This is a genomic window from Gemmatimonadaceae bacterium (assembly GCA_020846935.1).
Taxonomy (GTDB): Bacteria; Gemmatimonadota; Gemmatimonadetes; order Gemmatimonadales; family Gemmatimonadaceae; genus RBC101.
Window position 1 is genome coordinate 633,299 of the sequence record JADLCY010000001.1, and the last position, 14,385, is coordinate 647,683.

The 14,385-nt window shown below is 66.4% G+C and carries 9 protein-coding genes; 6 read left to right on the forward strand and 3 right to left on the reverse strand.

The window, feature by feature from the left end:
- Window positions 1-771 carry a DUF4397 domain-containing protein gene (locus tag IT361_02660; protein MCC6316567.1) on the forward strand — a complete coding sequence of 257 codons (771 nt, stop codon included), beginning with the start codon at window positions 1-3 and terminating at the stop codon, window positions 769-771.
- Window positions 772-2,255: 1,484 nt separating this feature from the next.
- Window positions 2,256-2,948 (forward strand): thioredoxin domain-containing protein, encoded by a 693-nt coding sequence (locus IT361_02665; protein MCC6316568.1) that lies wholly within the window; start codon window positions 2,256-2,258, stop codon window positions 2,946-2,948.
- 869 nt (window positions 2,949-3,817) lie between these two features.
- Here the strand turns inward: IT361_02665 and IT361_02670 are convergent.
- Both IT361_02670 and IT361_02675 read right to left on the reverse strand, forming a co-directional pair.
- On the reverse strand, window positions 3,818-4,048 hold the full coding sequence (locus IT361_02670; GenBank protein MCC6316569.1) for a hypothetical protein: 231 nt from the start codon (window positions 4,046-4,048) through the stop codon (window positions 3,818-3,820).
- 408 nt (window positions 4,049-4,456) lie between these two features.
- Window positions 4,457-4,780, reverse strand: a complete 324-nt coding sequence (locus IT361_02675) for a hypothetical protein (protein ID MCC6316570.1) — start codon at window positions 4,778-4,780, stop codon at window positions 4,457-4,459.
- A 258-nt stretch (window positions 4,781-5,038) separates the two neighbouring features.
- Between IT361_02675 and IT361_02680 the strand changes: the two genes are divergently transcribed.
- The gene (locus tag IT361_02680; protein ID MCC6316571.1) at window positions 5,039-5,869 is read left to right on the forward strand and encodes a hypothetical protein; all 831 of its coding nucleotides are present in this window, start codon (window positions 5,039-5,041) and stop codon (window positions 5,867-5,869) included.
- An 814-nt stretch (window positions 5,870-6,683) separates the two neighbouring features.
- Entirely contained in the window at window positions 6,684-8,660 is a 1,977-nt protein-coding gene (locus IT361_02685) for an oligopeptide transporter, OPT family (protein MCC6316572.1), read from the forward strand.
- Window positions 8,661-8,739: 79 nt separating this feature from the next.
- On the opposite strand, the gene IT361_02690 is transcribed toward IT361_02685, so the two are convergent.
- On the reverse strand, window positions 8,740-10,275 hold the full coding sequence (locus IT361_02690; GenBank protein ID MCC6316573.1) for an ankyrin repeat domain-containing protein: 1,536 nt from the start codon (window positions 10,273-10,275) through the stop codon (window positions 8,740-8,742).
- A 707-nt stretch (window positions 10,276-10,982) separates the two neighbouring features.
- On the opposite strand from IT361_02690, the gene ilvD reads away from it, so the two are divergent.
- Together ilvD and ilvB are read left to right on the forward strand one after the other, a co-directional pair.
- A complete protein-coding gene (gene ilvD / locus IT361_02695) occupies window positions 10,983-12,665 on the forward strand; it encodes a dihydroxy-acid dehydratase (GenBank protein MCC6316574.1) in 1,683 nt (560 codons plus the stop codon).
- Window positions 12,662-14,377 carry a biosynthetic-type acetolactate synthase large subunit gene (ilvB, locus tag IT361_02700; GenBank protein MCC6316575.1) on the forward strand — a complete coding sequence of 572 codons (1,716 nt, stop codon included), beginning with the start codon at window positions 12,662-12,664 and terminating at the stop codon, window positions 14,375-14,377. The genes ilvD and ilvB overlap by 4 nt, the downstream gene beginning before the upstream one ends.
- The last annotated feature ends 8 nt before the right edge of the window (window positions 14,378-14,385 follow it).

A 14,385-nucleotide genomic window follows, 5' to 3' on the forward strand; every position in this document is an offset into this window, starting at 1 on the left:
ATGACTTCCTATCGAGCGCTTGCGGCGCTGTTCGGCGCCATGCTCCTGGGCGCCTGCGACAAGAATGCGGTGCAGGACATCGCGGGACCGCCCCTCGCGACGAGTATCCGGTTTTTCAACTTTGGCGTTGGCGCGCCCGCGGTGAACTTCTATGCCAACACCACCAAGATGACCGCGATCTCGTCGGCCACCGGTGTCGAGTCCACCAACGGGGTCGCCTATGGCAGCGTGGGCTCCGGCGGCTACTACGCGACGATCGCGCCCGGGACCTACGCCATCACCGGTCGCATCGCCGCCACGACCGACAAGGACCTGGCCATCGCCACGCTCAACGCGAACCTCGCGGCGGGCAAGCAGTACTCGTTCTTCATGAGCGGGATCTACAGCGCGACCGCCAAGAGCGTGGATGGCTTCGTGGTCGAGGATCCCGTTCCGGCGACGATCGACTACAGTGTGGCGACGGTTCGTTTCGTGAACGCGATCTCGAACTCCAGCGCCATGACGTTGTACGCGCGTCATCAGACCACGGGGCAGGAGGTCGCGATCGGTGCGGCGGTGGCCTACAAGGCCGGTGGGGCGTTCGTGAACGTGCCTAACGGCCTGTACGATCTGGCGGTGCGTGTCACGGGTTCGACGAGCAATGCGATCGTTCGGACTGGCGTCTCGTTCAGTGCGGGGCGGGTGTACACGATCGGTGCGCGTGGCGACATGACGGTGACGTCGACGACCTCGGGGAACCGGCCGCAGCTGGACAACACGGCGAATCGGTAGCGACGGCGCGTGGACGGGTCTCAAACGACCTGACCTGCGGGACGCGTACACGGGGATCAGACGCCGCGATGCGTTTGTGGCGCTGCCGGCCACTCGGCACTGATTGACGGAATCTGACGGGTTCACCGATTCGGGACTGGACCCGTCAGGCGCGAAGCAGCGTCATGGCATCCCATGGTCGGGTTCCGTGAAGCGCCAATTGCTTCTTGATGGCGCAGGGGGCCGCGAACCCCGCGTGACGCAGGCGGCTGGTGCCGATCGGGGTAGGCGCAGTCGCCAACTGCTCACATCCTCACCAGGCGACCTCCCCGGAGCCACGCGCACTGCGGCCAAGTGCCGGGCGGCGCGTGTCGCGCAAATCAGACTGTCATCGGCCACAAGAGGCTCGGTGACCGAGCCCGGTTGAGTGTTCATGCGCCCCCGTTCGCTTCCGATCACTGAATCCCGCCCGACGATCGTTCCATAAAGAACAACCCGACGACCACGGTGGAGCCTGCAGTTCGCAGAGTCCTGGCCACACCATGAACGTCGGCGGATGGAATCTGCGACGACCATCGCCGATCAGCGCGTGTGTGCGTTCCATCCTAGCGGCGGCTTGACTGCATGGCACAAGTAGGTAGCGTGTCTTCCGGCCGCGAGGCGGCTGACGTATGTCAAACTCCGCTATACTCGATTCGGCGGCTGCCGCGGCCGATGTGCTCCTCGATGCGAGCCTGGGTTCCAACCTCGGTCTGGTACGAGGTGCACTCGCCGCGCACAAGTGTGCGATAGTCGACCTCCGATCTACGGAGCTCCAGCCGCGAACACCTGAAGGCGCCGGGGCTATCATTCTGGGTGAGGCCGGTAGCGCCGATCGCGGACTCTTATCGGAGCTGGGCGACTTTCGTTGCACCTTACCGCATCTGTCCGTCGTGTTGTTTCATTCCGATTCGACGGGTCGCAAAGGCGCGGCGGACCGCGCCTGGGCCGGCGTGGACTGGGAGTACCGCACTCGGGAGGGCACGGCAGGTCTCTCGGAGCTGGTGCGGCGTCGACTGTTGGCTCCGCCGCCGAAAGTGTCGCTGGCCGCGGTTGCTGCGCTGCTGGACCGACGAAAGATGCTCGCTCCTTCTCTCTGGTGCGTCCGGAACGGCTTCCTCGCCCTGGTCTGCGCGAGAGTTGCCGAGCGCTTCGGTCGCGATCGCAGAACGATGTTCGACTGGATGAGAGCGGACACGGGGCTTTCAGTGCGAGAGATGCTCGCCCTCGGGAGGTGTGAACATGCGCGCCTCCTCCTGGCCAGGTATTCCTTGACGCAGGCGGCCTCTCGCTTGGGCTACTCGGCTGGAGCTGGCGTCGCGAACCTCTTGTCACGACACCGCGCGCTCTCCGTCGCGTCTCTGAGATCCCCAGGCTGTGAAGACCGACCCCAAGTTGAAAGTGCCGACGGCGTGCCCGGACGTTGCGGAGCGAGCCGCTGACGGTTAACTGCGGAGGTTGGCTCAATGCCAACACGCTTGGAGAACACCGCATCAGTCGTCCTGACCGTCGCAGCTGTTACTATCGCTGTCGCGATCGTGAAGCGGGAGTTCTGGTCGTCGCCCAGCCCCATTTGCGAGTCCACTGAACCAGCGCCGCCCACGCAGTTGGCGGATTGGGAGGAGCTCGTTGAGAAGGGCGTGTTTGTCGGCAACCCGGGAGCTCCCGTCACGGTTGTCGAGTTCAGTGACTTGGAATGCCCGTTCTGCAAGAAGTTTCATGAGACGTTGTCGGCTGCCCGTACTCGATACGGCGACTCGCTCGCATTTGTGCATGTATACTTCCCTCTTCCCATGCATCGCTTTGCACGGCCAGCTGCCAGAGCTGCTGAATGCGCACGCGGCCAAGGCCGTTTCTACGAGTTTGTTTCGGCGGTCTTCGCAAAGCAGGATTCCCTTGGGCTTCGGTCGTGGGTGGACTACGCGATTGACGCCAAGGTCGGTGACACCGTGACCTTCAGGCGTTGCGTCGCCGACACTGTCAGGTTGCCCCTTGTTGAGGCCGGAGTAGCCGCCGCTCAGCAACATTCCGTCCGAGTAACGCCAACCGTCATCGTCAACGGCTGGCGCTTTAGTCGCGCGCCTGACGACTCCTTGCTCGCGCAGACAGTGGAGACGATTCTCGCAGGGCTACAGCCTTTGCGAAGGGATAAGCCTTGACTGCACCTTCAGAGGTACTGGGACTGCGCGCGATGGCTTCGAGGGTATTGCACGCTGCCATCCTTGTCGGACCAATATCAGCGGTGGGCCATGCTCAGGCGCGGCCTTCGCTGGTTCTGACGGCTGGCAGAAGAGTGACGCAAGAGGGATTCAGCCGACTTGCGAGCGTTCGCCAACTGTCAGACCGATCGATCCTGGCTGTGGACAGTAAGGAGGACCGGCTGCTTCACATCCTGCAGGACGGGAGCGTGGTGAGCATCAGCCGGGTGGGCGATGGACCAGGCGACTACCGCGGAGTCGGGAAGCTTGTGCCGATGACCGCCGACTCGACTCTGGTGGAGTCGCGCGGGAACGGGAGGTGGCTTCTCTTGCACGGGGGCAAGGTTGTGGGGTCCATCAATCGGCGTCGTGAAGGAACGTTGGCCGGTGCAACGCCGTCCCTCCTCGGCGCGCATGGCAACAGGATATTCGAGACTCACGCCGTCAGCTTTGCGAGCGCCGAGCGTGAGCGGCTATATCGCGCGCTCAACAACGCGGACTCGCTCTCAGTCGTTGCCTGGCAGCGTGGCAATGAGGGACGCCCGGACACTTTGGTGACGCTACGTGGAAGATTTCGCGGCATTGGGCGCGTCAAGCGGGGTGGCGGGCCCGGGGGGGGAGAGGTCCTGTGGGAGGTTGGCAATCCGCTCGATGTGCAGGAACAGGCCGTCATCCTGCCGGATGGGGGATTCGCGGTAGCACGACTTTCTCCCTTTCGCGTAGAGTGGTACGACGCGTCGGGTCGCCTACGGCGAAGTACCCTGCTGCCCCCGGAAGCCGAGCCTCTCACGCGCTCTGCACGCGCCCAGCTGTTTGCGAGATTTCGAGCTTCAGCGCTGCGTGCCGGCATTTCCTCGGAACAGGTCCCAGGGTGGCCGACTGAGCTTCCCCCTTTTCACAATGATGCGCTCTTCGTCACTCCGGATGGTGAGGTTGCGATCCGACGCCTCCGGCTTGCAGCCGATTCGTCCGAGGTCTACGAGCTCGTGGGAGTAGACTCGGACCACCGCCGGCTCGTAGTTGGCCCTGGAGAACGGCTGATTGGGTTTGGGCCTCGTCACGCTTTTCTTGCCGTCCGCGATCGCGATGATCTGGAGTACCTCGAGATGCGGCCATGGGCGAATCCTTCCGGGCGACTAGTGCGTTGACAGGCGCAGCGCAAGCCCGGGAAGGCGTGCCCCGGTTGGCCGAAGAGCTCTTCATTTCGCGGGCTCTCCGGGAAGGGGTTACGCATATTCCGGAAGACATCCCGCGGGCCCGGTGGGTGATCTGCCCTGAATGCAGTGAGCAGGCTGGAGCGCGCGGCGAGCCTGGGAGCACGGATGTCAAAGGTCCTACTGGTCGTGGGAGCTGAGCGCGCTGGGCGCTCGTCGCAACTCGAAACAAGCTGCCATGCGCGCGGCTGGCAACCGCGCTACCTCGACGCGTGGACTGCATGCCGTGTCTCCATTCGCCCGGACACAGGCCGCCTACGTCTTGCGCTTGATGCGGAAGCGGAGCTGCGAGAACAGGACATCGCTGGCGCAATCCTTGTTGCAAGCCCAACGTTGCCTGCTGTGGCTGCGGAAGACCTCGCGTTTCAAGCAGCTGAATGCGACGCATTGCTCTTTTCCCTGTTGCAGCTCGTGCAGCCCAATCTTGTCTTGCGGTGGCACGCGTTGGCCGCTGGCCTGTCCGATGTTGCCTTGGACTGGAACGAATACGGAGGGCACAAGGGCGCCGCGTTGTTCGCGGGCTTGGCGGCTGAGGGAATCGCGCACTGCGTGTTTGCGGATCGACAGTGCTTCTTTCACGGTGCTAGTGGAACACCTGAAGTGCGCGAGCACCTGCTTGAGCCGTCACCGACTCTTCCGACTTCGGTCTACTTCGAGTCGCGCGAGCGGTCGGTAGTGCCCTTTGCGGGGCGGGTGAGTTCCATGGGCTTGCGTCACCCGGGCCTGGTGGAGGCACTCTTGGCGCGGGCGGGGAGCGCGCACTCGTGGGCCAAGAAGGCGGCAGCGATAGGCAGGCGACCAGAGGTGGTCCTCGTGGGACACCCGGGTGATACTACGATGCGCCACGTAGCATCCGTTCTCAGAGAAGAAGGCGTGCGGTCAAGACATGTTGACCTTGCCATGTGTGGAGACAATTCGACCAGCGACGCGACGTATCAAGGTGCGCTGGAGGTAATCGAGGAAGCTCCAGTCGCCTTCGCGCGCTGCATCGCGCTGCACACGCCTCGTGCTGATCCGGTCTTGTTGAAGGCCAGACATCGCGGTGTGCTCCGGGCGCTTGAAAGGCGTGAGGCCAACACGATCAATAGCCCATCGGCAGCTGCTATCGCGTTGTCGAAGGCGAGTCAGCTCATGTGGTTCAGCCGAAGAGGCATTGCCGTACCCCGGACTCTACTGACAAACGACGCGCACGCCGCCCGTGACTTCCTTGGAGAGGTGGGCTCCGTTGTCGTGAAGCCAGTCAGCGGCAGGAGATCTATCGTGCGAGCGCTTGCTGAGAGCGATGTTTCTCGGCTGCACCTTCTCGCGAACTGCCCGGTCATCCTGCAGGAGCTCCTGGGTGGGAGTAGCTGTCGTGTCCACGTTGTTCGCCAGTACGCGGAGTCCATCGAGATCCGGTCGAACGCGCTCGACTACCGTGAAGTGCCTGGAGGCGCAGACTACCGCTTGTGCGACATCCCGCGACCTTTGAGAGACAGCGTAATCGAGGCAGCCTCCGAACTGGGATTGTGGCTCAGTGGTTGGGATTTGAAGTGGCATGTGCAACAGCACCGCTGGCTGGCCCTTGAAGTAAACCGAATGCCCGCGATCGAGTACTACGAGCACCGAACTGACGCCTCACGCGTGTCCAGGGCACTCTGTGCCACACTGAATCCCTCATCCATCTAGCGTTCGAGCGAGTTGACAGGTCAGGCACGCCACCTTCGCACGGCCCACGGCACCGACCGACGGAGTCTGACGGGTTCACCGGTTCGGGATCGGACCGGTCTGGCTCGAAGCAGGGCTTCATGGCATCCCATCGTCGGATCCGTGTGGCGCGCACTACTTCTTGATGGCGCGGGAGGCCAGTCACATTCGTCCTGAACGCTTCTGAGGTATGCCCAGCCGTGCAACGGCGGCTCCGCCTTTCAGTGCTCCGAGAGCGCCGTTGCGACTGAGATGCCTTCTTGCCGCGTCTGCCACATGCCTTACGCCGCGGCGTCGATCGTGAGCGGGCCGAATCGAGGGACGCTCCAGGCAGATACGCTACGGCGAACTTGACCCCCGCGAGCATTGGTGCGTGGCGCGCAGGTCGCCAGGCTGGCTCCTCACTGCGCTGAGCGTCTACAGAGGGTGAGACGACTGGCCACGGTGCGGCGCCGATCGCCCAGTGCGTGACAACTCTCAACCTCGTTGGCAGGCGCATGTGGGGCCCCTGCACGTCACCTACGACATCAGGGCCTCGTGTACACGTTGGTCACTCCGCCGGGCCCAGGATCGGTCATTGTCACAGACGTTCGCCTGTACTCTCCGACGCTCGGCGAGCCACCACTCCCCACTCGAGACGAGAGAGAAGCCCCCCACGGGCTACGCCGACTGGAGGCGTCGATGAGCGACCGTGTGCGTATCGATCACGATGGTTGACGGAGTAACCGGGGCGACGGCGGCCCGTCCCCTGAGGCTGCCGGGGCGGGCCAGCGGAACACACTCGACGCCGCTTGGAATGCGGGACAGGTTTGACCCCATGAAACCACGGGAACTCACGATCCGCGGCCTCGTCCTCGGCGCGTTGATCACGACCGTCTTCACGGCCGCCAACGTCTACCTCGGCCTCAAGGTCGGCCTCACCTTCGCCTCCTCGATCCCCGCCGCCGTCATCTCGATGGCGATCCTGAGCGCGGTAAAGGACTCGTCGATCCTCGAGAACAACATCGTGCAGACCGTCGCCTCCGCGGCGGGCACGCTGTCCGCCATCATCTTCGTCCTCCCCGGACTCGTCATCGTCGGCTGGTGGACGACGTTCCCGTTCTGGCAATCGTTCCTCATCTGCGTGAGCGGCGGCGTGCTGGGCGTGCTGTTCACCATTCCGCTTCGACGCGCGCTCGTCACCAACTCGGACCTGCCGTATCCCGAAGGCGTCGCGGCGGCTGAGGTGCTCAAGGTTGGCTCGGGCACACGCGGCGAAACGAAGGACGAGAGCGGCGCCTCACGCGAAGGGCTCGTCGCAGTCATCCTGGGCTCGGTTGCGTCGGCCGGGCTCGCGATCGTTGGCGCCACGCGCATCGCAGCCGTCGAGCTGGCCGGGTTCTTCAAGCTCGGCGCGCTGGCGTCGAGCGGTTACAACGTCGCCTGGTCCCTCGCGCTGCTGGGCGCGGGCCACCTCGTCGGACTCTCGGTCGGCATGGCGATGCTCACGGGGCTGATCATCGCGTGGGTGATCGGCGTCCCGATCCTCACATCGATGCAGCCCGCCGCCGAGGGCGTCTCGCTAGCCGCTCATACGACGGCGATCTGGCGGACGCAGGTGCGCTTCATTGGCGCGGGCGCGATCGGCGTCGCGGCGATCTTCACGCTGGCCCGGCTGGCGCGACCGGTGCTGGCCGGACTCGCGAGCACGCTCAAGGCTTCGCGAGCAGCCGCCACCGCGGTCGACGACACGGACCGTGACCTGTCGGCCACGTGGATCCTCGTACTCACCGCGGTGTGCATGGCGATCTCCGGGTGGCTCGCGTGGTCGTTCGCCAAATCGACCGTGCTCGCCGGGAACGCCACCGGACTCACGCTCCTCGCGGTGCCGTTCGTGTTGCTCGTCGGATTCCTCATCGCGGGCGTGTGTGGGTACATGGCGGGGCTCATCGGCGCGTCGAACAGCCCGATCTCGGGCGTCGGCATCCTGTCGATCGTGATCTGCGCGTCCGCGGTCATCGTGGTCGTCCATCCGACCGACGCGACGCGCCCGGCGCTCGTGGCCTTCGCGCTCTTCGTGACGGCGATCGTGTTTGCCTGTGCGACGATCTCCAACGACAACCTGCAGGACCTCAAGACCGGTCAGCTCGTCGGCGCATCGCCCATGCGACAGCAGATCGCGCTGATCGTGGGCGTGGGTGCCGGCGCCCTGGTGATTCCGTCGGTGCTCAACCTGCTGGCGCGCGCCTACGGGTTTGCCGGGGCCGCCAACGTGGGCGTGCTCGCGCCCAACCCGCTGCCCGCGCCACAGGCCACGCTGATCTCGGCACTCGCACAGGGCGTGATCGGCGGCAACCTCGAATGGAAGATGATCGGCATCGGCGCGCTCGTGGGCGTCGGACTGATCCTGATGGACCTCGGGCTCGGCGCCATGAACAAGCTGCGGATCCCACCGCTCGCCGTGGGCATCGGCATCTACCTGCCGATGTCGGCCACGTTCGCGGTGGTCGTGGGCGCCGTGCTCTCGCACTGGTACGACCGGCGCACGAAGACGATGGCCGACCCCGAACGCGCCGAGCGCCTGGGGACGCTGGTAGCCTCGGGGCTGATCGTGGGCGAGAGCCTCTGGGGTGTGCTCAATGCCGGGCTCATCGTGGCGCTCAGCAGCGACGCACCGGTCCGCCTCGTGCCTGACGAGTTCGTGGCCGCGCCATGGCTGGGCGTGCTCGCGTTCGTCGGCGCCATCGTGTGGCTCTACGGCTGGATGCTCCGACGGTCACGCGCGATGCGTTAGGCAGCGCTGGCGTGGCTGCTGGCAGCGATCGGCGCTCCAAAGCCGACCGCCGCCAGCACGCCGCCATGCGGGCGCCCTGCTATGCTCCGGCGGCCCGGCGCGCCGCTGCGAGCACCGCCTCCACCGGAGGCGAACCTCCGCTCGTATCCTGCCCGAGTGGCGCACCAGCTGCGACCAGGAGACGCGCCACGCCCGCGTGATCATGTGATCGATTGCCATTGACTGATCCATGGCAACACCAGCCAAGCGCGGTCGCACCATAGTGTGCGTCGCGGATCGTCACGAGCTCGGCGGCCGCGGAGTGGCGCAACAGGAGACCCACGATCTCCGACGACCCTTCCCAGGCCGCGCAGTGCAGCGCCGTTCCGGAATCGTGGCCCGGTGTGCGCGGATCGAAACCGAGGTCGAGCATCAGCGCCACGGCGTGCGCGTTGCCATGCCACGCCGCGTTCGGAAGCGGGAGGTGATCGGTGGGTGCCATGGAGGCGACGAGACCTGGATGCTCTCGCGCGATGGCGTGTGCGGCCTGCTCATCGCCTCGGGCGCAGGCGGCCTGCAGGCGTTGCAACGGCGAGGCAAACGCCAGCATCGCTTGCGCCGTCGCCTCGTGCCCGAACTGCACCGCGACCTCGATCGGCGAGCAGCCGCCGCCGATCGTCCAGAAGTAGATGTGATAGCTGCTCGGCGGCTGCTCCGCGTACTGGCCCTGCCCGGTGCGCAGATCGAGCGCGGCCGGGTTGTCAGCGACGATCGCCGTTGCGCGCTCGGTGAGGCCGAGTGCTGCGGCGAGGAAGATGTCGACGGAGGCGCCGCGTTCCACGAGGTAGCGGGCCAGTTCGTATCGTCCTCGCCCGCGGAACCGATCGAGCATCCATTCGGCTGGCGTCGCGCGATGGTCCACGTCGCGCGCGTCTATGTCGGCGCCGTTGGAGAGTAGCCGGTCGACCATGTCGCGGGAGCGTGCGAAGTGCAGCGGAGTCTGCCCGTCGCCACCGCGCTCGTGGACGCACGCCGGGTTCTCCGCGATGAGACGCGCCAGCACGTCGCCGCGATCGAGGTGTGCCGCGGCACACGCATCGATGACGGCACCGGCGGCAACCAGGCGTTCCGCCGAAGCGCTCGTGGCGCCGTACAGGGCGTGAAAGCCGCCCGCCCACCACTCGCTCCTGCGATTGGGGTCAGCGCCGAACTCCAGCAGCACCTCGACCATCGCCGCGTCGCTCGACGTCGCGACGAGTGCCGGTGCGTCGAAGGCAAAGACGGGGTCGTTGATGTGGGCACGAACGCTCGCGTGCTGTTCGAGCAGTCGACGTGTCGCACGCGCATCGCGCCGCCCGACGGCCGTGTGCCACTGCCTGCGTACGGACTCATCGTCCGCGCGAACGGACTCGATATGGGCCCTGAGTGCCGCCCAGTTCGCGAACCCGTATTCGCGCGCGAGAACGAACTGCGCGTCCGCAAGGACCACGGACGCCTTGTCGGGCAGTTCGGTGCGAACGCGGGCGATGGCCTCGGGATCCTCCCCAACGAAGGCCTGCAGGAGTTCCTTCGCCTGCGCCTTCTGCTGGTCGAGGTCCGGGCGTGCGGGGAGTGTGCGGTGGTACGGGGATGCCATGGCGCCTCCTTCGTATCGGCCGGCGTCCGCACGATCGGCCCGAAGAGGGCGTATCGGCTGTACGAGACTGTCGGGGTGGGCGCTGCCCTTTCCGCGGACCGGAGGCGCTCCCTTGCGCCGTGTCACAATCTGCCGAGGAGGCCCGGGCGCGGAAAGGACTCGGTTGCATGCGGCGCGAGTCGGCCGCGCGATACGTGCAGCGTACCTCGTGGACGACGGCCAGTACGGCGACTCCCGGCAAGCGACCCCATCATGCACGGCCAGCAACCAGGCCTGATCGCTGCCTACGACCGGAGCGCCTCACGCGGCGGGCCGTCCGTTGCGCCAGCCCACCGCGCCTCGTCAGTACACGCCGACCCGGATCCGTGATTGGCCCTTGCGTGATTCACCAGGGATCGGTAAGCTGCCTGACCAGGCTCCACGTCGGCCAAACTACCAAAAGATACCAGCACCGAACCAACGCACGTGACGCACCTCGCGCTCGTCTCGATTCGACTTCTTGGTCTCAGCCTTATTATCGCGCTTATTAGCGCGGTAGTACGGGAGGAGAGGTCTTGTCGAACAACTCGAGCGATAGGTTTCGCGTAGCAGCAGTCCCGCCCTGACGGCGGTTCGAGTCGACCAAGGCCCCCTCCCTCGCGGATGGGGCCTTTTTTCGCGCCCTGCATCTCCCCCCCTCACGCAACGCACCACCGACCGCGCCCTTCATGCGTTCCGACACGATCAAGCGTGGCTTTACCCGTGCTCCGCACCGGGCCCTCCTTCGGGCCACGGGCGCGGTGCGCTCGGCCGCCGACTTCGACAAGCCGTTCATCGCGGTCTGCAACTCGTTCGTCGAGATCGTGCCCGGTCACGTGCACCTGCAGGAGCTCGGCCGCATCGTCAAAGAGGCGATCCGCGCCGCCGGTGGCGTGCCATTCGAGTTCAACACCATCGGCGTGGACGACGGCATCGTCATGGGTCACGAAGGCATGCGCTACTCCCTGCCCTCGCGCGAGCTGATCGCCGATTGCGTGGAGACGATGGCCACCGCGCACTGCTTCGATGGCATGGTCTGCATCCCGAACTGCGACAAGATCGTGCCGGGCATGCTGATGGGCGCCGCGCGCGCCAACCTCCCGACGGTGTTCGTCTCCGGCGGCCCCATGCGTGCAGGACGCGATCGATCGGGACGCAAGGTCGACCTGATCTCGGTGTTCGAGGGCGTCGGCGCACGTGAGGCCGGCACGATCGACGACGAACGGCTGCTCGAGCTGGAAGAGACCGGCTGCCCAACGTGCGGAAGCTGCAGCGGCATGTTCACCGCGAACTCCATGAACTGCCTCTGCGAGGCGCTTGGCATTGCGCTCCCGGGCAACGGGACCGTGCTCGCGGTGGATCCGGCGCGGCGCACGCTGGTCGAAGAGGCCGGCCGCACAGTGATACGACTCGTTCGCGATGGCCTGTGCTTTGGCGATGTGGTCACGGCGGCAGCGATCGACAATGCGGTGGCGCTCGATGTGGCGATGGGCGGCTCGACGAACACGGTGCTCCATGTCCTCGCGCTGGCTCGTGAGGCCGGCGTGGACTATTCGCTCGCCCGACTCAATGCGGTCGCCGAGCGGGTGCCGCACCTCGCCAAGGTGTCGCCGGCGTGGGACGGGAACCGGCAGTGGCACGTGGAGGACGTGCACGAGGCAGGCGGGGTGTCGGCGATCCTCGCCGAACTGGCAAGGGTTCCCGGCACGCTGCATCTCGACGCGCCGACCGTCACCGGGCGGTCGGTGGGCGACAACATCCGCGATGCCGCTAGCCGCAATACCGAGTGCATCCGTGCGGCCCGCGACCCACACGCCGAACGCGGAGCGCTGTGCGCGCTGTTCGGCAACCTGGCCCCCGATGGCGCCGTGGTGAAGGTGGGCGCGGTCGATCAGCGCGAGATGATGTTCACGGGCCCGGCGCGCGTGTTCGAGTCCGAGGAAGACGCCACGCGCGGCGTGGTCGACCAGCTGATCCAGCCGGGTGAGGTCGTGGTGGTGCGCAACGAAGGGCCGCGCGGTGGACCGGGCATGCGCGAGATGCTGTCGCTCACCAGCATGCTCAAGGGCATGCCGCTCGGCGCGTCGGTCGCGCTGGTCACGGACGGTCGGTTCTCGGGCGGCACACGCGGACTCTGCATCGGCCATGTGTCGCCCGAGGCTGCCGAGGGCGGTGCCATCGGCCTCCTGCGCACCGGCGACATCATCGACATCGACCTCCAGGGCCGGTGCCTGTCGGTGCGCCTTTCGCCCGACGAGCTGGCGCAGCGACGAACGCAGGTCACGCCGCGCGCCCCACGCGTCACACGCGGCTGGCTGGGTCGGTATGCCCGGCTCGTGACCAACGCCAGTCACGGCGCGGTGCTCGCATGACCGTTTCGTCAAGCCAGACCCGCTCCGGCGCGCAGGTCATCTGCGAAGCGCTCGTGCGCGAAGGGGTCGAGGTGCTCTTCGGCATCCCGGGCGGCGCCATCATGCCCCTGTACCACGCGTTGTGGGAGTACCGCGATCGCCTGCATCACGTGTTGTGCCGCCACGAGCAGGGCGCAGGGCACGCCGCCGAGGGCTACGCGCGCGCCTCCGGGCGCGTGGGCGTGTGCATCGGCACGTCGGGCCCGGGCGCGACCAATCTCGTGACACCGATTGCCGATGCCTTCATGGACTCCACGCCGCTGGTGGTGATCACCGGCCAGGTACACAGCGCGCTGCTCGGCACGGATGCCTTCCAGGAGACCGACATCACCGGCATCACCATCCCGATCACCAAGCACTCGTACCTGGTCACCGACGCCCACGAGTTGCCACGGGTGATTCGTGAGGCGTTCCACCTGGCATCGAGCGGCCGGACGGGCCCGGTGCTCATTGACGTGACCAAAGATGCCCAGCAGACGCGCCTCGTGCCCGAGTGGCCGGCATCGTCGGATGCGGGTCGCATGGACGGCACCCCGCCGGCCGACCGTCTCCTGCGACACGCGGCCCGACTGCTCAACGTCTCGGCACGCCCGCTCATCCTGGCAGGCAACGGCGTGATCCAGTCCGGGGCCCACCACGTCCTCATGGCGGTCGCCGAGCGCACGGGTGTGCCCGTCGTCACCACGTTGCACGGGCTGGGCGCGTTCCCGCAGGACCACCCGCTGTCGCTGGGGATGCCGGGGATGCACGGCTGGGTCCACGTCAACCGGGCGCTGCAGTCGTGCGACGTGCTGCTCAACGTGGGCAGTCGCTTCGACGATCGTGTGACGGGCAAGGTCGCCACGTTCGCGCCGCGTGCGCGCGTGATCCACGTGGACGTCGATGCGTCGGAGATCGGCAAGCTGGTCCCCGTGACCGTCGGCATTCGCGGCGACGCGCGGCAGGTCCTCGAGGCGTTGCTGCCCCGCCTCGAGTCACGCGCACACCACGCCTGGCGGGCAGAGGTGCGCGAGATGCAGGCCACGCACCAGCCGCGGCAGACCTACGCTCGGCGCGATGGAGAGCGGCGCCTCATGCCCTACGATGTGCTGCGCGCCCTGAATGCGTCGTTCGCGTCACACGGTCAGTATCGCGTGATCAGCGACGTGGGGCAGCACCAGATGTGGACCGCGCAGTTGCTCGACTGGCGACGCCCTCGCTCCCACATCACGTCGGGCGGTGCCGGCACGATGGGCTTTGCCGTCCCGGCCGCCCTTGGCGCGGCGCTCGCCGCACCGGACGAGACCATCTGGGTGGTCGTTGGCGACGGCGGCTTCCAGATGACCAACCAGGAGCTGGCTACGCTGCAGCAGGAGGGCATCCGCAACGTGAAGATCGCCATCATCAACAACGGCTACCTCGGCATGGTGCGGCAGTGGCAGGAGCTCTTCGAGCAGCGGCGCTACAGCGGCACGCCGCTCTCCGCCCCGGACTTCGCCATGCTCGCGCGGGCCTACGGCCACCACGGCGTCGTCGTGGATCGCGTCGAGCAGGTGTCCGACGTTCTGACGCACGCGTGGAGCCACGACGGCGTCGTCGTCATCGATTTTCGCGTTGAGCGTGAAGCCAACGTGTTCCCCATGGTGCCGGCAGGCAGCTCGATCGGCGAGATGCTCACCGGGCCCGTTTCATGAACCCACAC